Origin of the sequence: Streptomyces sp. NBC_00029, from assembly GCF_045160505.1 — a bacterium.
In the GTDB taxonomy this organism is placed as follows: Bacteria; Actinomycetota; Actinomycetes; order Streptomycetales; family Streptomycetaceae; genus Streptomyces.
The window spans coordinates 3960717-3980569 of the sequence record NZ_CP108292.1; the positions used below are offsets into that span (position 1 = coordinate 3960717).

The following is a 19853-nucleotide window of genomic DNA, read 5'->3' on the forward strand; positions in this document are numbered from 1 at the left end:
CACTCCATGAGGGGTGTCGGTGGTGGGGGCCCTGGTGGGGCCTCGACCAGACTTGCACGGGCGGACAACGCACGCATTTCGATCAGTGACTCTGCGTGCGCTCCTTCTCGTCGGCGGCTCCGCCGGCCCCGACGAGCCCCTTGGACACCCCGCTCAGACGCGGCTCGAAGCGCTTCATCTCGCGCTGTCCGACGCTCGCGATGATCCCGGGCAGGTACCCGCGCATCCCCTGCATGCCGCGCAGCCACCACTGCGCGTACACGTGCGGCGAGCGCCGCTCGATGCCCGCGACGATCCGGTCGACGGCCGGCCCCAGCGGGTACGTCCGGTTCGACGGCCACGGCAGCCGCTGGCGCAACTCCCGCATCACCTCGTCCTGGTCGGCGCCGCGCACCATGTCCGTGTCGGTCCAGGAGAGGTAGCCGACACCGACCTTGACCCCCTTGTGGCCGACCTCCGCGCGCAGGCAGTGCGCGAAGGCCTCGACCCCGGACTTGGAGGCGCAGTAGGCGGTCATCATCGGCGCCGGGGTGATCGCGGCGAGCGAGGCGATCTGGAGGAAGTAGCCGCGGCTCTCGGTCAGTACGGGCAGGAAGGCGCGGGCGGTGACGGCCCCGCCGATCAGGTTGACCTCGATCACCCGGCGCCAGGCGTCCGGGTCGGAGTCGGCGAACGGACCGCCGGCGGCCACGCCCGCGTTGGCGACGACGATGTCCACCTTGCCGAAGCGCTGCTTGACCTCCTGGGCGACCCGGGCCATGGCCTCGTGGTCGGTGACGTCGGCGTACCAGTGGTCGCTGTCGGTGTGCAGCCGCTCGGAGACCTCTTTGAGGGCCTCCGGCTCCAGACCGACGAGGGCGATCTTCGCACCGCGGGCCGACAGCTTGCGCGCGAGCAGCTCGCCGACACCCCGGGCGGCACCGGTGACGACGGCGACCTGGCCTTCCAGACTCCTGCGTGCGCTCACGGTGTCTTCTCCTTCTCGGTGGTGGCCGGATCGGTGGTACCGGGATCGGTGGTGCCGGGATCGGTGGTGCCGGGATCGGTGGTGCCCAGGTGGAGCTCGGCGAGCTCGCGCAGGGCGGCGGTGACGGCCTCGGGGGCCTCGACCGGGGTCATGTGCCCCATGCCGGTCAGCTCGGTCAGGCCCACGCAGTTCGGCAGCGCGGCGGCGAGCCCGCGGGCGTGCACGATCGGGGTGAGCCGGTCGGCGGTGCCGCCGATGACGGCGGTGGGCACGGCGAGACGGGCGACGTCCGCGTCGAGGTCCAGTCCGGCCAGCACCTGGGACCACGCGTGACGCACCCCGGTGGGGCAGGCATGGACGATACGGGCGCACGCCTCGACCTTGTCCGGCGCGGAGCCGGGACCCATCGTGGCGTACTTCAGGACCTTCTTCCCGACGGGCGTGACCGGCCCGAGAGGAGCGCGGGCCCCGAGCACCGCGCCGGTGATACGGGTCCGTACGCGCCCGGCGCGCACCGGCAGGACCAGCGCCTCCGCGACCAGCCGGGAACTGCCGGTGCTGCACAGCAGCGCGGCCGCGGCCCGCTGGGCGAACTCCGGCCGGCCCGCCGCCGCCATGATCGTCATGCCGCCCATGGAATGCCCGGCGACGACCGCCCGCTCCCCGGGGGCGAGCACCGCCTCCAGGACCGCCACGAGGTCGTCGGCGAGGGCGGTGGTGCTGTGGATCCGGGCGGCGGGGCTGCGCCCGTGCCCGCGCTGGTCGTAGGCGACGACCCGGTGGGTGGCCGCCAGGGCCCGTATCTGCGCGGCCCAGAAGGCGGTGGAACAGGTCCAGCCGTGGGCCAGGACCACGGCCGGCGCGCCCTCGTCCCCGTGGACCTCGACATGCAGGCGGGCCCCGTCGGCCGAGACGGCGACGAGCTCCCGCCGCGCGACGGGCGGGGCGTAGGGACCGGAGGTGACATGCATCAACCGACTCACGCGGCCCCCTCGGCAGCCGCGCCCGACCCAGCCCCGCCGGCGTTTGAGGCGCGGGGGTCCGGGGGCAGGGCCCCCGGCAACGGCGCCGCACCGGCACCGGCAGCCACCGCCGCCGGGACCCGCTCCCGCTCCCCCGCCCGCACGACCTCGTACTCCGCCAGGTCGACGCTCAGCGTCTCCCGGCGGAACTCACCTGTCGTCCCTGGCCAGACGGTGGTGTTGCGGCCCTGCGCGTCCAGGTACCAGCTGGTGCAGCCGCCGGTGTTCCACACCGTCCGCTCCATCCGGGTCTGCACCTGCCGGTTCCACCGGCCCACGGCGGACGGCCGGGCGCCGAGCGCGACCTTGCCGCCCAGGCTGCTTCCCTCGAGGAGGGCGAGCTGCCGCAGGTAGTCCGCCATGTAGTTCAGCTGCGACTCGATCATCAGGATCATCGAGCTGTTCCCGAGCCCGGTGTTCGGACCGATGATCGTCATCCAGTTGGGGAAGCCGGCGGCCGTGGCCCCGCGCAGCGCCTGCATCCCGTCCTTCCAGGCGTCCGCGAGGGTCTGGCCCTCCGCACCCACCACCCGGTCCGCGATCGGCATGTCCGTGACGTGGAAACCGGTGCCGAAGATGATCGCGTCCACCTCGGTCTCGGTCCCGTCGGCGGCGACCAGCACCGAGCCGCGGATCTCCTTCAGCCCGGAGGCGACCAGGTCCACATCGGGCCGCGCCAGGGCCGGGTAGTACTCGCTGGAGAGCAGGATCCGCTTGCAGCCGATCCGGTAGGAGGGCGTCAGCTTCGCGCGCAGCGCCGGGTCCTTGATCGAGCGCGCCATGTTGGCCTTGGCGAGGGACTCGATCAGGCCGAGCTGGTTCGGGCGCTTGGTGAAGGCGCTGACCTGGAGCTCCCGGATCCCCCACAGCAGCCCGCGCCGCGCCGCCCGGGTGAAGGGCAGCTGGCGGTGGAGCCAGCGCTCCCCGGCGGTGATGGCCCGGTCGGTGCGCGGCATCACCCACGGCGGGGTCCGCTGGAAGAGGGTGAGCCGCTCCACCTCGGGGGCGATAGCGGGCACGATCTGGATGGCGGAGGCGCCGGTGCCGATCATGGCGACGCGCTTGCCGCGCAGGTCGTAGTCGTGGTCCCAGCGGGCGGAGTGGAAGACCTTGCCGGGGAACTCGGCGAGCCCGGGGATCTCCGGCATCTTCGGGTCGGACAGCGGCCCGGTCGCGGAGACGACGACGTCGGCGGTCAGTTCCCCGGCCGAGGTCTCGATCTCCCAGCGCAGCTCGTCCGCGTCCCAGCGCATCATCAGCACCTCGGTGTCGAGCCGGATGTGCCGGCGCAGTCCGAAGGTGTCGGCGACGTGCTCCAGGTAGTCCCGGATGGCCGGCTGTCCGGAGAAGGTCCGCGGCCAGTCGGGATTGGGGGCGAACGAGAACGAATAGAGGTGGGACGGGACGTCGCACGCGCAGCCGGGATAGCTGTTGTCGCGCCAGGTGCCGCCGACCGAGCCGGCCCGTTCCAGTACGACGAAATCCGTGATCCCTTCGCGCCGCAGCCGTACGGCCGCGCCGAGCCCGCCGAATCCGGACCCGATCACCGCCACCCGTACGTGCTCGCGCCCGCCCGTGCCGCCGCCCGTGCCGCCGCCCGCGCTGCCGCCCGTGCCCCTTGTGCCACCCATGCCCGCCGCCTTCCGCTCATCCGCAGTCCCAGCCACGCAACGCCGCACCACACCATCGAAACACTGCCAGCAATCACTGGCACAATCGGGAGGGTAGAGCAGCCCCGTACTCATGGGTAGGGGGCGGACCCGGAAAGTTACTGCCGGTACGCCATAAGGTGCGTCTGTGGAGAAGGAAGAGACGCGAGCGAAGACGACGGTGCGCGAGTACCGCACGGAGGAACTGGCCGAAGCGGCCGGCATCCCCGTCCGCACCCTGCGCTTCTACCGCGAACGCAAACTGCTCCCGCCGCCCCGCCGCGAGGGGCGGATCGCCTGGTACGACGACCACCACCTGGCCCGGCTGCGCACCATCGCAGCCCTGCTGGAACGCGGCCACACCCTCGGCGGCATCGCCGAGCTCACCGCCGCCTTCGAGAGCGGCCGCGACGTCGGCCAGCTCGGCGAGCTGCTCGGCATCGGCTGGTCCGAGGAGACCCCGGTCCGGCTCACTCCGGAGGCACTGGCCGACTACTTCGAGGGCGAGGTCACCCCGGAGAACCTGGCGGCCGCACTGGACCTCGGCTACCTCGCGGTCGACGGCGACGCGATCGTGCACGTCAGCCGCCGCCTGCTGGACGTCTCCTCGGCCCTGGTCCGCGAGGGCGTACCGCTGGCGGCGGTCCTGGAGACCGGCCATCGCGTCCGCGAGCACGCGGACGCGATGGCCCTGCTCTTCACCGAGCTCATATCGAGCCACATCTCGGCGGACGCGCTCACGCGCCTGCGGCCGCTGGCCAAGAGCGTGGTGGACGCCGAGCTGACGATGGCGATGGACCGCCTGCTGGCCCCGGGCGGCGGAGCCGCCCCCGAATCAGGCTCCGGCCCCGGCCCCGAATCAGGAGCCGGTCAGACGCCCAGCTCGTAGACGACGGTCACGGGCGCGTGGTCGGACCAGCGCTCCGGGTGCGTCTCGGCCCGCTCCACGAACGCCTTCACGGCCTTCGCCGCCAGCCCGGGGGTCGCCACCTGGAGGTCGATCCGCCAGCCGGCGTCGTTGTCGAAGGCCCGCCCGCGGTAGGACCACCAGGAGTACGGCCCCTCGGTGTCCGGGTGCAATTCCCGCACCACGTCGACGTAGCCCGCCTCCGAGTAGACCTTGCCGAGCCACTCCCGCTCCTCGGGGAGGAAGCCCGCGTTCTTCCGGTTCGTCTTCCAGTTCTTGAGGTCGGCCTCCTGGTGGCAGATGTTCCAGTCACCGCACACGACGACCTCGCGGCCGTCGGCGGCGGCCCGCACCTTCAGCACCGCCAGGTACTCCAGGAACTCCGCCATGAACCGGTACTTCTCGTCCTGCTTCTCCGTCCCGGCCTCGCCCGAGGGCAGGTAGAGGCTGGCCACGGTCACACCGGGCAGGTCGATCTCCAGGTACCGCCCGCTTCCGTCGAACTCCGCGCTGCCGAATCCGACCTGCACCCGCTCGGGCGCGCGCCGCGTGTAGAGCGCGACCCCGGCCCGCCCCTTGACGGCGGCCGGAGCGAAGACGGTGTGCCAGCCCGCGGGGGTCCGGACATCCTCCGGAATCTGGCCTTCCTCGGCCCGCACCTCCTGCAGGCAGACCACGTCGGCGTCGGATCCCTCCAGCCACGGCCCGAAGCCCTTCTTGGCGGCGGCGCGGATCCCATTCACATTCACGGAGGTCACAGTGAGCATCCCAGCACCATAGCGGGATGGTTCCGTACGATATTCGAATGTCTCACCGGATAGACCTCCGCACCGTGCCGTACGACCACCCGGACGCGGTCAAACTCAACGACCAGGTCCAGCTGGAGTACCAGGAGCGGTACGACGGTGAGGGCGACGCCACATTCCTGGACCCGGCGATGTTCGCCCCGCCGCAGGGCCTCTACCTGCTCGCGTACGACGCCACGGACACCCCGGTGGCGAGCGGCGGCTGGCGCAGCCAGGACGAGAACGACGAGGGCTACTCGGACGGCGACGCGGAACTGAAGCGCATGTACGTCGTCCCCGAGGCGCGCGGCCTGGGCCTGGCCCGCCGCATGCTGGCGACCCTGGAGGACGACGCCCGCGCGGCGGGCCGCCGGCGCATGGTCCTGGAGACGGGCGACCAGCAGCCGGAGGCGATCGCCCTCTACCTCTCCTCGGGCTACGCCCTCTCCGCGAAGTTCGGCCACTACCGCCACCACGACTCCAGCCGCTGCATGACGAAGCCCCTCACCACCTGACCCGCACGCCCCGCCCCCGGCAGCGGGCCGCACCCGCCCTACCGCGGAAGCCACACCGCCGGGTCCGTCCCCCACCGGGACGGGCCCGCCGCCCACTCCCCGAAGGGGCTGGCGGCGTGCCGCACCATCCCGTACCCGGACGCCGTCTCCCGCAGCCACGGCCCGGCCGCATACTCCGCGCCGGCCGGACCGCCGTCGGCCGGGCCGCCGTCGGCCGGAGCGGCACCGGCCGGCCCCCGCACCAGCCACGACCCCGTCCCCGCCAGCGAGAACCGCAGTCCCCGCCCGCCGCCCTCCGCCAGCGCCCTCAGCACACCGGCCGCCACCAGGTATCCCGTCCCGTGGTCCAGCGCCTGCGCCGGCAGCACCCCGGGCACCCCGTCGGGCCCCGCGCACCGCGCAGCGATCCCGTACCCGGCCTGCACCAGCGAATCGAAGCCCCGCCGCCCGGCCCACGGCCCCCGCGCCCGCCACCCCCACGCGCACAGCTCGGCCACCACGAGCCCAGGCCACCGCTCCAGCAGCTCGCGCGCCCCGAACCCGTACCGTTCCAGCGCCCCCGGCCGGTACCCGCTCACCACCACATCGGCCCCGGCCAGCAGCCCCTCGAAGACGGCGCGGTCCGCCGCCCGAGCCAGGTCCAGCAGCGCCGACCGCTTCCCGAAGCCGGTGTCCGCGTACGCGTCGTCCGCCTCCGGCAGCCGCGGCGAGTCGATCCGCAGCACGTCCGCCCCCAGCAGCCCGAGCGTCCGCGTCGCGACGGGCCCGGCGATGACCCTGGTCAGATCCAGTACCCGCACCCCCGTGGCGGGCCGGCCGACCGGGGCGTCGCCGAGGGTCCGCCCCCGCGCCCCTGATTCCCGTACGGGTTCCATCAGCGGCTGCGGCTCCCCGTCATCCCCTGCCACGGCGACGGCGAGTCCGCCCTCCCCGTACACGAGCTCCTGCACCTCGACGGCCGTGCGCCCGGCGAGCGCCGCGCGTACCGCCTCCGGCGTCGCCGACGGCAGTCGCAACGCCCGTACCAGCGCGGCCTCGTGGTGCGCGTAGTTGGCGTGCGTGCGCACCCAGCCGTCCCCCGTCCGCCAGAAGCCGGACAGCGGCGCGAAGGTCACCGGCGTCCGCCCCGCCACCCGCAGGTGCCGTTCGCTGACGAACGCCGTCGCCACCGCGCCTTCGTCCACCACGAGCGGAGCCACGTCCTGCGCCCGGCCGCCGGCCCGCACCGCGGCGAGTTCCGCCGCGGCCAGTCCGCAGACCCCGACGCTCGCGCGCGCCAGCTCGCCCACGGGCAGCGGCCCTTCGCCCAGATCCCCGGCTCCGCGGTAACTCACCCGTCCGGCAAGCTCGGGCGCCCCGCCAAGGGCCGCCCAGGCCTGGACCGTTCTGTCGTCCCGTTCCTCACCGATCGTCATGAACCAATCATTACCGTGGTCACGCGGGTCGGTCAGAAGCCGCCCCCGACCTCGTACGGGCCGCCGCCCACGGCCGTGGCGGCCGTCGACGCGTAGGTGTCGCCGCCCGCGTCCCGGCCGCCCGGGGCGTGGTTGTACTGGGTGGCGAAGACATGCCGGCCGGCCGGGACGGTCCTGCCGGCCTTCAGCTTCCACCGGTAGACCACCGCATCGCCGCTCCCGTCGACGGTGACCTCGAAGTCGTCCCCCGGCAGGGTCTGCCAGGTGCCGGTGGTCGCCACGCCGCCCGTCTGCGCGATACGGACCTCAAGGGTGAGCGCGGCGAGCGGTTCGCGGTTCTGGAGGGTGATGTTGCTCTGGGCCCAGTACGTGTTGCTGTGCGGGTCGACGGAGCCGTCGGACCACAGCGGCCCGCTCTCGGTGCCCGGGGCGCCGGTACCGTCGGGCGCCGTCACCACCTGGCGGCCTCGCCCTCCGTCCTTCTGCGCGGAGGCAACGGTGAAGGCTCCGGCCACGAGGGTGGCACCGACGGCGAGCGTGGCGAGGGTGACGCGGCCCCAGGAGAGCGCCCGAGTCCTCTGCCGGGCGCGGGGGGCATGGGTGATGCGGGGGGCGTCGGAAGCATCCGCGTCGGCGGCGGCCATGCCGCGCCGCACCCGCGCGAGCATCCGCTCCCGGTCGGGCTCGTGCGCCTGTGCCGCTTCCCGCAGCTTTCCTGACACGTCGTTCACCGGCGCCTCCCTCCCGCGAGTTCTCCGACGGCCCGCGGGCCGAGCAGCTTCTGGAGTTCCGCCATGCCCTTGGAGGTCTGGCTCTTCACCGTACCGACCGAAATGCCGAGGGCCAGCGCCGTGTCCTTCTCGGACAGGTCCAGTGCGTGGCGCAGGACCACACAGGCCCGTTTTCGAAACGGCAGCCGGGCCAGGGCGGTTCGTACGTCGAGGGCTGCGGCGACGTCCGGTGCGTCGGCCTCCTCGGAACGGTTCGACCAGAAGAGGACGATGCGCCTGCGCTCGCGCACCGCCGCCCGGATCCGCGTTCGGGCCATGTTGGCGACGATCCCGCGGGCGTAGGCGAGGGGGTGGTCCGCCCGGCGGACCCGGTCCCAGCGGTGCCACACGGCAACGAGGGCGTCCGCGGCCAGGTCGTCGGCGCCGTCCGGCTCCCCGATGAGCATGCAGGCCAGGCGCGCGAGTTCGGCGTGGTGCCGTTCGAAGAAGGCGTGGAACTCGATGGCCGCGTTCCCGTGGATCTCCTGGACGGGGCCCATGCTCGCCCCTCCGTTCGGTGTGCCCATGTCATGCCGTGGGGCGGTGACGGTAGCAGCCATGTCCGGACGGCCTCCCTTCACGGAGCGGGGACGGCGGATCCGGCCGGACCGCCGGAGGCGGTCAGTACGCCGGCACCCGCCGTCCGGCCGAGCGAGCCGGCCAGTGCGGCCGCGGAGGTCTCCAGTCCCGCGGACAGCACCGGCCGCCAGTTGACCGTCGGCCGGATCCGCCTGCCCGGGTTCTCGGCGTTGTACGCGGCGACCAGGTCGGCGTCCCGCCCGTTCACGAGGTTCCCGGTGCCCGCCAGCGCGCCGGTTCCGTCGCCGGTCAGCAGCCGGGAAACCTTCCCGTCTCCGGGAAGCGTCCAGTGGTTGTACTCGGCCACCACCTGGGCCCGCGCCCGGGAGCTGACGGAGTAGCTGAAGGCGTAGCCGTTGCGCGTGGTCGTGTCGAAGAGGTTGTTGTACAGGTGCACCTGTCCGACGCGGGCCAGCGGCGCACGCTGGACGGTCCCCCGGAAGATGTTGTGGTGCAGGGTGACCCGCAGCTTGCTGTCCTTGTCGCTGCTGCCGATGAGCATCGTCTTGTCGTGGTCGGCGAACCGGTTGTACGAGACGGTGACCAGGTCGGAGGCGTTGGTGATGTCGAGCGACCCGTCGTGGACCTGGTACTCGCGCCCGAAATGGGTGGGGTTGCCGCTGTCGAAGCGGGGGGCGTCGGTGAACGTGTTGTGGTCGGCCCAGACATGGGTGGCCCCCCTCAGGGAGACCGCGTCGTAGGCGGAGTTCCAGTTGCCGTCCGAACCGTCCGTGGGATCCCACTGGGGGAAGCAGTCGCGGACGTCGGCGAAGGCGAGGTTGCGGATGATGACGTTGTCCACGTTCTTGACCTGGAGGCTGCCGCCCGTCAGCCCCGCGCCGGTCCCGGGCACGCCGACGATCGTGGTGTTCGCCGGCACCGCGAACACGATCCGCGCCGCCTGCTTCTTCTGCGCGGCGGCCCGGGCCGACTCCTGCGCCCCGGAGGGCACTTGGGAGCGTCCCCGGACGGCCGGGTCGTACGCCTTCAGGTAGGAGGCGAGCGAATAGCCCGTGCCCTTGGCGTAGTCCTCGCAGCGCAGGGAGCGGCCGTCGTCGTCGGTGTTCGCATCGATGAGGCCCTTGACGCGAATGATGCGCGGCTCCGTCCTGGAGCCGCTGCTCAGCGCCTTGGCCAGCTCGGCCCGGGTGGAGACGGTGAACACCCGGGACGCGACGGCCGCCGAGCCGCCGGTGGTGCCCTTGCCGCTCGCCGCCCACCCGTCGCGTGCGGGGAGTACGGCGTGCGCCAGATCGGGGGCCGCGTGCGCACTCATCGTCAGGGGGAGGGCGCTGAGCGCACCCGCGACGGCGACGGAGGCGGCGGCGAGGACTGCCGTACGGCGGGTACGGGGGCGCCGGTGCGAGGGATCGGACATGGTGAGGTCGTTCCTTGCCTGGAGGGAGAGGGGGGAGGGTGCGGGAAGAGGTGCCGGGGGTGCGGCGGCAGGGTCGGTCCACGTTCACCGAGTAGGCGGTGGTGTCCAGCTGCGCCTTGCCGGTGAAGACCTCCGTGCCGGCCTCGACTCCGCTGAGGCAATCGGCCTCGCACGCCCGGCCGGGGAGCCCACGGTGCAGGCGACCGCTGCGGCGGTGGATCGCCGGCGGGTGAGTCGGTGCCGTCCTGGAGCTGTCATGGGGGTGGGCCTTTCCCTCGGTGACCTTGCACCCCTCAGTTGCCGCCCGCGCCCGATGCGTTGCCGTGATCCACACCACTCCCCTCCGGAAGACAAGCAGCCGGACTCCTCGACAATGCATGTGAGTTGACCCATTTCCGGGTGCGGTGGGGCGCCGGGGCGCGGTCGATCGGTTCGCGCAGGCCGGCCGGATGGTCGACGGGGAGATGCCGACGGCCCGGATGCGGGAGCGGCAGAAGGCGCGCCGGACGCCGGATGGGAACGGCCCGGGAAACGCCGAGATCCCGCCCGGTCTTTCGACCGGACGGGATCTCGTGACGTTCACGAGAGCTACTCGCGAACTGTCGTCTGTGGACCTGTGGGGATTTGAACCCCAGACCCCCTCGATGCGAACGAGGTGCGCTACCAGACTGCGCCACAGGCCCTTGCGACGTGTGAAACATTAGCATCCCCGCGCGGGTGCTCCAAAACCGATATCCCGGAGCGTCCGCGCAGGTCACCGATCATTCGTTCGCAGCGCGGGGGCGGTCCTCGCCCTCGTACTGGTCGAACAGCGGCGTGCGGCCCCTGCCCTGGCCGCGCGGGTGCGGGGTGGTGGCCTGGGGCTTCGGGTCCGGCTTGGGCGGGCCGGGCTGGGCGCGCAGGCGGGGTTCCGTCGGCTCGGCCGTGCTGGAGCGGGTCGCGCTCCAGGAGTCCGGGGCCGCGGGGCCCGTGGCGCGGGGGGCCACCGGGGCCGTCACGTACGTGGGCAGCGGGACCGGGACCGGCTCCCAGCTGTCACCGCGGGCGGGGCCGCGTTCGCGCTCGCGCTGCTGGTCCACCCACTCGGCGTGGTCGGTCTGCTCGACCAGCGCGCGCCGTCCGGCTTCCTGCGGGGACACCGGTGGAGCAGGGTCCGGTTCGCCGCCGGACGCGGCCTCGGGCTCACGACGGCTCGGACGGCTCTCCCTCAGCTGCCGCGCGGCCGCCTCGGCGCGCCGCCGGTCCATCGTGAACTCGTAGCGCCGCCGTTCCTGGACCCGCAGGTGCACGATGTACGTGCTCAGCAGGAGGGCGGGGACGGCCGGGGCCCACAGGAAGCGCAGGCCGCCCACCGCGGCGACGACGGCGCCGAGGGTGAAGACCAGGAAGAGGAGTGCGGTGGTGCGCCGGCGGCGCGCGAGGACCTGGAGGCGCTGCTCGCGCCGGGCCCGCTCCGCGCGCTGCTCCCGTTCGACGGTGGCCGGTCTCGGCTCCGCCCTGGTCGGGGGCACGACAAAGGCCCGGGCGTCGGCGTCGACGGAATCAACCGTTTCCGTCGCGGCGTCCGGGTCCGCGTGGGGCTGGGGCTCCGCCTGCTCGTCACCGCGCTCACGCAGCCCCTTGGCGTAACGGCGCTCCATTCCCGCCCGGCCGGAAAGCAGCCGAATGGCAGTGGAGAAGCGTTCCGTCGGACGGGCTTCGTTCAGCTCGTCCTGCCTCCGGAGCCACATGGGCACCAAGTAGGCGGCCCAGGCCCCGACAATGACTGCGTAGATGAGGCCGCTGCTGCTCACACCTCACACCGTAGAGGGGCGCGGCCGAGGGGATCGGCCAATTGAGCCGGTGTGTCGCACGATCTCGCTGATATCACGGACTTTTTTTGTGATTCTTCGGATCAGGTTATGGGCGAATCGGTTACCCGAGGCCATTAATTCGAACAGATATTCGTTTATCGCGGTTCGGCACGGCCCCGGACCGGCGCCCCGCTATTTCGGCGGGGACGGCGAGTGCCGTGCCCGGTGCCAGCGGCGCAGCAGCCCCTCCGGCACCTCCTCCACCGTGACCGCGTAGACGAGGTGGTCGCGCCAGGCCCCGTCGATGTGCAGATAACGCGGCCGCAGTCCCTCCTCGCGCAGACCCAGCTTCTCCACGACCCGCCGGCTCGGGATGTTCTCGGGCCGGATGCACACCTCGATCCGGTGCAGGCCGACCTTTCCGAAGCAGTGGTCCACCGCCAGCGCGACCGCCGTCGGCATCACACCGCGGCCCGCCACCTCGCGGTCCACCCAGTAGCCGATGTGACCCGCGCACATCGAGCCCCAGGTGATCCCGGCGACCGTCAGCTGGCCCACCAGCCGGCCCTGGTACTCGATGACGAAGGGCAGCATCCGTCCCGCGTTCGCCTCCGCCCGCAGATGGCGGACCATCTGGCGGTACGTGGGCCGCTGGATCACCGGCCCCCACGGCGCGGGCGGCGGGATCGTCGCCTCCCACGGCCGGAGCCAGTCGCGGTTGCGCCGGTTGACCTCGCGCCAGGCCTTCTGGTCCCGCAGCTTTATCGGCCGGAGCGTGACATCGCCGTCCGCCAGGACCACCGGCCAGGTCGGGCCGTTCAGCTCGTGCTCCCGGAGGGTGCCGCCGGTCTGGGGTGGTCGCCGCCCCGCATCTGGTCCACCGCGTGCGGCAGGACGCGGGACAGGACGGCGAGACCGTCGCGCACCCCGCCCGTCGAGCCGGGGAGGTTGACGATGAGGGTCCGCCCGGCCACGCCCGCCAGGCCCCGGGACAGGGCCGCGGTGGGCACCTTCGCCAGGCCTTCGGCTCGGATCGCCTGCGGGATGCCGGGGATCTCGTAGTCCAGCACGCGCGCGGTGGCGTCCGGGGTGCGGTCGGTCGGCGAGATGCCGGTGCCGCCGGTGGTCAGGATGACGTCGTACGCGGCGGCCACGCCCTCGCGCAGCGCCTGCTCCACGGGATCGCCGTCCGGGACGACCTGCGGGCCGTCCACCGTGAAGCCGAGCTTCTCCAGCGCCTCGGCCAGCAGCGGGCCGCCCTTGTCCGCGTACACGCCCTGCGAGGCCCGGTTCGAGGCCGTGACGACCAGGGCCCGGCCCAGCGGCTGCACGGAGCCCCCGGTGCCGGCAGGAACGTCGTCGCCATGGCTGTGGCTGTGCACCTCGCCGCCGCGCGGGGCATTCACGAGCGCGCCCAGTCGCCGGACTTGCCGCCGGTCTTCTCCTCCACCCGGACGTCCGTGATGACCGCGCCCTTGTCGACCGCCTTCACCATGTCGATCACGGTGAGGCCGGCGACCGCGACGGCGGTCAGCGCCTCCATCTCGACGCCCGTGCGGTCGGTCGTCTTCACGGTGGCGAGGATCTCGACCGCGTCGTCGGCGACCCGCAGGTCGACCTTGACGCCCGAGACCGCCAGCGGGTGGCACAGCGGGATCAGGTCGGGGGTCTTCTTCGCCCCCATGATCCCGGCGATCCGCGCGGTGGCGAGGGCATCGCCCTTGGGCACGCCCTCGCCGCGCAGCAGCTCGATCACCCGCGGGGCGACGAGCACGCGTCCACTGGCCCGCGCCGTCCGGGTGGTGACGTCCTTCCCGGACACGTCGACCATCCGGGCCGCGCCGGCCTCGTCGATGTGGGTGAGCCTGCTCTCGGTACTCATTGCTGCGCCGCTCCGCTCTGGGCCCCCGAGGAGCCTGTGTGGTGCAACACACGCTACCCGCACCGGCCCGGCTTCAGCTGAGCAGGACCACTTCCAGCTCGGTCCCGGGCTCCACCGAGGTGACGTCCTCCGGTACGACCATCAGGGAGTCCGCGTGCGCCAGCGCGGCGATCAGGTGGGAGCCCGATCCTCCGACCGGGCTGACCGTGCCGCTCTCGGCGTCGTACTTGCCGCGCAGGAACTGGCGGCGGCCGGCCGGGGAGCCGAGCGCCTTGTCCGCCGCAAGCACCGCCCGCACGCTCGGCCGCCGGACCTCGGAGTCCGGCAGCCCCATGAGGGTGCGGATCGCGGGGCGCACGAACAGCTCGAAGGAGACGTACGAGGACACCGGGTTGCCGGGCAGCGCCAGCAGCGGGGTGTGGTCCGGGCCGATCGTGCCGAAGCCCTGCGGCTTGCCGGGCTGCATGGCGAGCTTGCGGAAGTCGATCCCGCCGCCGTCGACGTCCTCGGCATCGGCGTCGCCCGAGCCGACGGACGACAGCGCCTCCTTGACCACGTCGTAGGCGCCGACGCTGACCCCGCCCGTGGTGACCAGCAGGTCGGCCCGGATCAGCTGGTCCTCGATGGTGGAGCGCAGGGTGTCGGCGTCGTCCTCGACGGCGCCGACCCGGTAGGCGATGGCGCCGGCGTCCCGCGCGGCCGCGGCCAGCGCGAAGCTGTTGGAGTCGTAGATGGTGCCCGCGGTGAGCGCCTCGCCGGGCTGGACCAGCTCGCTGCCGGTGGACAGGACCACCACGCGGGGGCGCGGCCGCACCCGTACGGTGCCGCGCCCGATGGCGGCCAGCAGGGCGATCTGCGGCGGCCCGAGGACCGTGCCGGCGGCGAGCGCGAGGTCACCGGCCTGTACGTCGCTGCCGCGCGCGCGGACGTGGGCCCGCGCCTCGGCGGCGCGGTGCACCCGCACCTCGCCGCCCGCGTGCTCCGGGGCGGCGCTCGCCGGGGTCATCCCGGCGGCCGCTCCGCCGCCGGTGCCGCCGTCGGTCCACTCGACCGGTACGACGGCTTCCGCGCCGGGCGGCAGCGGGGCTCCGGTCATGATCCTGGCAGCCTCGCCGGGGCCCACGGTGGGCAGCTCACCGCTGCCCGCCGCGACGTCCCCGACGACGGTGAGCACCGCGGGAAACTCCTCGCTCGCACCCTGGACGTCGGCCGTGCGGACGGCGTAGCCGTCCATGGAGCTGTTGTCGAAGGGCGGGAGGGCGACGGGCACGGTCACGTCCTCGACCAGGACACAGCCCTGGGCATCCAGCAGTTGGAGCTCGATGGGCTCCAACGGCCGGACGGCCGAGAGGACGTCCGCGAGGTGCTCGTCCACGGACCACAGACGGTGGCCGGTGTCCTGCGGTGCGGAACTGCTCAAGGTGCTACATCTCCTCCGTGACGTAACGGTGAAGCCAGGTGCGGAACTCGGGGCCCAGGTCCTCCCGCTCGCACGCGAGGCGGACGATGGCCCGCAGGTAGTCGCCGCGGTCCCCGGTGTCGTAGCGACGGCCCCGGAAGACCACGCCGTGCACCGGACCGCCGATGCTCTCGTCGGCGGCAAGCTTCTGCAGGGCGTCGGTGAGCTGGATCTCCCCACCGCGGCCCGGCTCGGTCTCCCGCAGTATGTCGAAGATCGCGGGGTTGAGGACGTAGCGTCCAATAACCGCGTAATTGCTGGGGGCGTCCTGGGGCTCCGGCTTCTCGACGAGTCCGGTGACGCGGACCACGTCCGCCTCGTCCGTGGCCTCGACGGCGGCGCAGCCGTAGAGGTGGACGCTGGCCGGGTCGACCTCCATCAGCGCGATGACGGTGCCGCCGGTGCGGGCGTAGATGTCGGCCATCTGGCGCAGCAGCGGGTCGCGCGGGTCGATGAGGTCATCGCCGAGGAGGACGGCGAACGGCTCGCGGCCGACGTGCGGCTCGGCGCACAGCACCGCGTGGCCCAGGCCCCGCGGATCGCCCTGGCGGACGTAGTGCATGGTGGCCAGGTCGCTGGACTCCTGGACCTTCTTCAGCCGGTCGTCGTCGCCCTTGGCGATGAGGGCCGACTCCAGCTCGTAGTTCCGGTCGAAGTGGTCTTCCAGGGCACGCTTGTTACGCCCAGTGATCATGAGGACATCGTCGAGTCCGGCGCCGACGGCTTCCTCGACCACGTACTGGATGGCCGGCTTGTCCACAACCGGGAGCATTTCCTTCGGGGTCGCCTTGGTCGCCGGAAGGAACCGAGTACCGAGGCCAGCGGCCGGAATCACGGCCTTCTTGATCACGGGGTGCAACATAGTCATGGCCAGAACGATAGTGGGGTTCTGTCGAACGCCGGACTGGATCGCAGCAGGTAGATACAGATATGACCCGATTCGGAAGGATATTTGATTTCGTCGTGGCAGAGAACCCGCCCACCGCCTCCGCCAAGGCCGGGCTGCGCCGAGAACTGCTCGCCGCACGCCGAGCCTTGTCCCCCGAAACCTGCCGTACGGCGGCCGCCGCACTCGCCGTCAGGGCCTTCGAACTGCCCGAACTGGCCGATGCCCGCACGGTGGCGGCGTACGTCTCGATCGGCACCGAACCGGGCACCCGGGAGCTCCTCAACGCCCTGCGCGCGGCCGGCAAGCAGGTCCTGCTCCCCCAGCTGCTGCCGGACAACGACCTCGACTGGGCCGCGTACGAGGGCCCGGGAAGCCTGGCCGAGGCCGCCCACCCGGGGAAGATGCGGCTGCTGGAGCCGGCCGGCCCCGCGCTCGGGCCGGACGCGGTCACCGGGGCCGACGCCGTGCTGCTGCCCGGGCTCGCGGTGGACGGCCGCGGCATGCGGCTGGGCCGCGGCGGGGGCAGTTACGACCGGGTGCTGGAGCGGCTGGAGCGCGCCGGGGCCCATCCGGCGCTGGTCGTGCTCCTCTACGACGAAGAGGTGGTCGCGCGGGTCCCGGAGGAACCGCACGACCACCCCGTTCAGGCGGTGGCGACCCCGTCAGGGGTGCGCCGCTTCCGTACGTGAAGACCTGATCCCGGCCCCGGGCCCTACGAGCCCGCGGGCTTGAGGGTCAGGGTGTCGACCGTGGCCTTCTCGACGGCGTCCTTGCCGAAGGGCCACTCCAGCAGTTCGCCCTTGGCCCACATCGTCGTCTGGTCCGTGTAGTGCGCGTTGTACGCGTGCCCGGAGGCACCCGTCAGGTTGATCCAGCGCGACTTGTCCAGGTCATTGAGGTTCACGACCATCCGCATCGACGGCACCCAGGTGACCCCGTAGCCGCTGGAGGCGTTCCAGCCGGTCGCGTTGACCGTGGCCTCGCCGCCGCCCACGTCCCACGGGCCGCGGTTGAGGAGCCACTGCATGAAGCCCGGGCCCTCGGTGCCGATCGTCTGGTTCTTCAGCGTCAGCTGGTGCAGCCGGCCCCAGCTCCAGGTGGACTGGTCCTTGCCGAGCTTGGCGGTCAGCTCCCAGCGGGCGTCGGCCATGGCCCGCGCGAACAGCTCGTCGCGGGTGGTGGTGGCCGGCTTGTTCAGGCCCTTGGCGGGCGCGCTCCACCACTGCGACTTCTCGTCCTTGACCAGGCGGCGGACCACCTCGAACCAGCGGTCGCCGCCGTCGGGCTGCGCCGAGTCCGCGTCGCGGGTGCCGCACTCACGGACCGTCTTGGCCAGGTCGTCGGCCGGGCCGGTGCCGTTGCCGAGGACGTTCATGCAGCTGCCCTCGAGCCGCAGTTCCTTGGGCATCTTGTCGCCGAAGGACAGCTTGAGGATGTTGCGCCAGACCGCGTTGAAGTAGGCCGCGGCGGCCGAGTCGGGCTCCTGCGTGTAGTTCCAGCCGTCCAGCAGCTTCTGCGCGGCGCGCACACCCGGGTCCGAGATCTCGATCTTCGCGAGCATCGGGGTCAGCAGCGCGGCGATCTCGCTGCTGTTGTCCATCTGCATGGTGCGCATGTCGTCGGTCGAGATCCGGCCGCCGTCCTTGATCTTCGCCTCGATGAGGTCGTTGATCCGCTGGCTGCGGGCGCCGTAGCCCCAGTCGGTGGTCAGCAGGTACGGGTACTTGCCCGCGCCGGTCCCGCTCTCCACCACGGCCTGGTTGGCGGTGACGATGTAGCCGCGGGACGGGTTGTACTCCCAGGGCATCTCGTTCTGCGGGATGTAGCCGGTGTTGCCGTCCTTGCCGCCCTTCCAGGCGTACTTGGAGTCCCAGCCCGGGGCGGGCATCCGGCCGTCGCCCTGGCCGCGGACCGGGATGCGGCCCGGGGCCTGGTAGCCGATGTTGCCCTTGGTGTCGGCGTAGATCAGGTTCTGCGAGGGGACCTCGAAGTCGGCGGCCGCCTTGCGGAACTCCTCGAAGGACTTGGCCCTGTCGAGCTTGAAGACCGCGTCCATGGACTTGCCCGGGTCCAGCGCCGTCCAGCGCAGTGCCACCGCGTAACCGTCACCGCGGTCGGGGGCGGAGCTGGCGACGGGGGCGCGGGTGCCGACCGTGGCGAGCTCCTCGCTGCGGTCGGAGACGAGCGGGCCGTTGTTGGTGGTGCGGACGGTGATCTTCTTGCTGGCACCGCCCGCGACCTTGATGACCTCTTCACGGGTGGCGAAGGGGAGCACCTTGTTGTCGAAGACGTAGCCCTCGGGCTTGACCTGCTCCAGGTAGAGGTCGGTGACGTCGGCACCGAGGTTGGTCATGCCCCAGGCGATGTCGGCGTTGTGGCCGATGATCACGCCGGGCATGCCGGAGAAGGTGTAGCCGGCCACGTCGTACTGGCACTGGGCCGAGACAGCGCGGCAGTGCAGGCCCATCTGGTACCAGACCGAGGGCAGCTGCGGGGACAGGTGCGGGTCGTTCGCGAGCAGCGGCTTGCCGGTGGTCGTGTACTTGCCGGCGACGACCCAGGAGTTCGAGCCGATGCCGCTGCCGTTGGGGCCGAGTATCGCGGGGATCTTGTCCAGGGAGTCCGCGAGGGCGCTCAGCTGGGTGCGCAGGCCCACGGTCGCGCCCTGGGCGGTGGCGTTGCCGGCCAGGCCGGTGGCGTTGCCGTTGCCGCTGCCCGTGGCGGTCGAGGTCTGGGTGCCGATGGTGTTCGCACCGCCCGAACCGGAACCGCTACCGGTTCCGCTGCCCTGACCGCTGCCCGCGGAGCCGCCCTGCGGGGTGTACTTTCCGCCCTCGACCTTGCCGCCCTCGACGATCGGCTTGTTCCGGTCGAAGGGGTACGGCGGGTAGAGCTCGTCGATCTGCGCCTGCGAGAGCTTGCTCGACATCAGCGCGCGGTCGATCTCGTCCTGCATGTTGCCGCGCAGGTCCCACGCCATCGCCTTGAGCCAGGCCACCGAGTCCACCGGCGACCACTGCTCGGGCCGGTAGTCGTCGCTGAGCTTCAGGGCGGCGTGCTCGACGGAGAGGTCCTTGCCGGACTTCCCCTTCAGGTACGCGTTGACCCCGTCGGCGTAGGCCTGCAGATACTTCTTGGTCTCCGGCGAGAGCTTGGTGTCGTACTCGGCCTGCGCGACCTGGCGCCAGCCGAGCGTGCGCAGGAAGGCGTCGGTCTCGACCTGGCCGGAGCCGAACATCTCCGAGAGCCGGCCGGACGTCATGTGACGCCGTACGTCCATCTCCCAGAACCGGTCCTGCGCGTGCACGAAGCCCTGCGCGCGGAAGAGGTCGTCGTCGTTGTCTGCGTAGAGCTGGGGAATGCCTCGGGCATCGCGCTTGACGTCGACGGCCCCGGTCAGGCCGGGTACGTCGAGGGAGCCGGTCGTCTGGGGGAAGGAGGCGCGCACGCTGTCCACGCTCCAGTACGCCCCGTAGCCGAGGCCCGCGAAGAGCGCCAGGACCAGGACGAGCACGATCAGACGGGCGCGTCGTCCCTTCTTCTTGACGGGAGGAGCGGTTTCGTTGGCGGGCATCGCTGTCCTTAGAGGGGCAGGGTGGTCCTGGGAGTGCTGGGAGCAACCATAGGCGCAGGACCGACTTCGTTGATCCGCCAGGGGTGGAGCTGACGAGGACAGGGGCGAACAGGCGTTTCACAATGTGGTTATCGCGTAAAGGGCGCGTCAAAGATTAGGTAAGGTAACGAACTACTTGCCGAACTTGTCGCCGGGAGGATCGATCCGCCGGGCGCATTGAGGAGGGCCGCCCGCTGACTGTCCACACGCTCAATGAGCTTTTGCTGGTC

18 protein-coding genes and 1 tRNA gene are annotated in these 19853 nt (G+C 72.1%); 3 read left to right on the forward strand and 16 right to left on the reverse strand.

Annotated features, from left to right (window positions below):
- Nucleotides 1–82: 82 nt before the first annotated feature.
- Genes OG753_RS18520 through OG753_RS18530 form a run of 3 tightly spaced genes read right to left on the reverse strand, consistent with a single transcriptional unit; the run spans nt 83 to nt 3620 of the window.
- Nucleotides 83–967: an SDR family oxidoreductase gene (locus OG753_RS18520; protein WP_327262873.1), complete on the reverse strand. Its 885-nt coding sequence runs from the start codon at nt 965–967 to the stop codon at nt 83–85.
- On the reverse strand, nt 964–1950 hold the full coding sequence (locus OG753_RS18525; protein WP_405789238.1) for an alpha/beta fold hydrolase: 987 nt from the start codon (nt 1948–1950) through the stop codon (nt 964–966). The genes OG753_RS18520 and OG753_RS18525 overlap by 4 nt, the downstream gene beginning before the upstream one ends.
- Entirely contained in the window at nt 1947–3620 is a 1674-nt protein-coding gene (locus OG753_RS18530) for a flavin-containing monooxygenase (RefSeq protein WP_405789240.1), read from the reverse strand. The genes OG753_RS18525 and OG753_RS18530 overlap by 4 nt, the downstream gene beginning before the upstream one ends.
- 166 nt (nt 3621–3786) lie before the next feature.
- On the opposite strand from OG753_RS18530, the gene OG753_RS18535 reads away from it, so the two are divergent.
- Complete coding sequence (locus OG753_RS18535) at nt 3787–4527, forward strand: MerR family transcriptional regulator (RefSeq protein ID WP_405789242.1); 741 nt, start codon at nt 3787–3789, stop codon at nt 4525–4527.
- Here the strand turns inward: OG753_RS18535 and OG753_RS18540 are convergent.
- Nucleotides 4509–5312, reverse strand: a complete 804-nt coding sequence (locus OG753_RS18540; protein ID WP_401683836.1) for an exodeoxyribonuclease III — start codon at nt 5310–5312, stop codon at nt 4509–4511. The genes OG753_RS18535 and OG753_RS18540 overlap by 19 nt on opposite strands.
- Before the next feature lie 38 nt (nt 5313–5350).
- On the opposite strand from OG753_RS18540, the gene OG753_RS18545 reads away from it, so the two are divergent.
- Nucleotides 5351–5845: a GNAT family N-acetyltransferase gene (locus tag OG753_RS18545; protein WP_327262878.1), complete on the forward strand. Its 495-nt coding sequence runs from the start codon at nt 5351–5353 to the stop codon at nt 5843–5845.
- A gap of 38 nt (nt 5846–5883) precedes the next feature.
- Here OG753_RS18545 and OG753_RS18550 read toward each other — a convergent pair whose 3' ends face one another.
- The 11 genes from OG753_RS18550 to galU form a co-directional block, all read right to left on the reverse strand.
- A complete protein-coding gene (locus OG753_RS18550) occupies nt 5884–7260 on the reverse strand; it encodes a CoA transferase (RefSeq protein WP_405789244.1) in 1377 nt (458 codons plus the stop codon).
- 32 nt (nt 7261–7292) lie between these two features.
- Nucleotides 7293–7991 (reverse strand): hypothetical protein, encoded by a 699-nt coding sequence (locus tag OG753_RS18555; RefSeq protein WP_405789246.1) that lies wholly within the window; start codon nt 7989–7991, stop codon nt 7293–7295.
- On the reverse strand, nt 7988–8530 hold the full coding sequence (locus tag OG753_RS18560) for a SigE family RNA polymerase sigma factor (protein ID WP_327262881.1): 543 nt from the start codon (nt 8528–8530) through the stop codon (nt 7988–7990). Before OG753_RS18560 ends, OG753_RS18555 begins: the two co-directional genes overlap by 4 nt.
- Nucleotides 8531–8607: 77 nt before the next feature.
- Entirely contained in the window at nt 8608–9987 is a 1380-nt protein-coding gene (locus OG753_RS18565) for a polysaccharide lyase family 1 protein (RefSeq protein WP_405789248.1), read from the reverse strand.
- Nucleotides 9988–10596: 609 nt separating this feature from the next.
- Nucleotides 10597–10670 (reverse strand) — tRNA-Ala (locus tag OG753_RS18570).
- Between the two features lie 78 nt (nt 10671–10748).
- Nucleotides 10749–11780 (reverse strand): hypothetical protein, encoded by a 1032-nt coding sequence (locus tag OG753_RS18575; protein ID WP_327262883.1) that lies wholly within the window; start codon nt 11778–11780, stop codon nt 10749–10751.
- Between the two features lie 192 nt (nt 11781–11972).
- On the reverse strand, nt 11973–12581 hold the full coding sequence (locus tag OG753_RS18580) for a GNAT family protein (RefSeq protein ID WP_327262884.1): 609 nt from the start codon (nt 12579–12581) through the stop codon (nt 11973–11975).
- A gap of 17 nt (nt 12582–12598) precedes the next feature.
- Nucleotides 12599–13111 (reverse strand): MogA/MoaB family molybdenum cofactor biosynthesis protein, encoded by a 513-nt coding sequence (locus OG753_RS18585; protein WP_327266809.1) that lies wholly within the window; start codon nt 13109–13111, stop codon nt 12599–12601.
- Nucleotides 13112–13182: 71 nt separating this feature from the next.
- The gene (moaC, locus tag OG753_RS18590) at nt 13183–13662 is read right to left on the reverse strand and encodes a cyclic pyranopterin monophosphate synthase MoaC (RefSeq protein WP_030012065.1); all 480 of its coding nucleotides are present in this window, start codon (nt 13660–13662) and stop codon (nt 13183–13185) included.
- 73 nt (nt 13663–13735) lie between these two features.
- Complete coding sequence (glp, locus tag OG753_RS18595) at nt 13736–15082, reverse strand: gephyrin-like molybdotransferase Glp (RefSeq protein ID WP_327262885.1); 1347 nt, start codon at nt 15080–15082, stop codon at nt 13736–13738.
- 4 nt (nt 15083–15086) lie between these two features.
- Nucleotides 15087–15989: a UTP--glucose-1-phosphate uridylyltransferase GalU gene (galU, locus tag OG753_RS18600; protein ID WP_327262886.1), complete on the reverse strand. Its 903-nt coding sequence runs from the start codon at nt 15987–15989 to the stop codon at nt 15087–15089.
- A 95-nt stretch (nt 15990–16084) separates the two neighbouring features.
- Between galU and OG753_RS18605 the strand changes: the two genes are divergently transcribed.
- Entirely contained in the window at nt 16085–16699 is a 615-nt protein-coding gene (locus OG753_RS18605; RefSeq protein WP_405789250.1) for a 5-formyltetrahydrofolate cyclo-ligase, read from the forward strand.
- 23 nt (nt 16700–16722) lie between these two features.
- Here OG753_RS18605 and OG753_RS18610 read toward each other — a convergent pair whose 3' ends face one another.
- Nucleotides 16723–19584 (reverse strand): penicillin acylase family protein, encoded by a 2862-nt coding sequence (locus OG753_RS18610; protein ID WP_405789252.1) that lies wholly within the window; start codon nt 19582–19584, stop codon nt 16723–16725.
- Between the last annotated feature and the right edge of the window lie 269 nt (nt 19585–19853).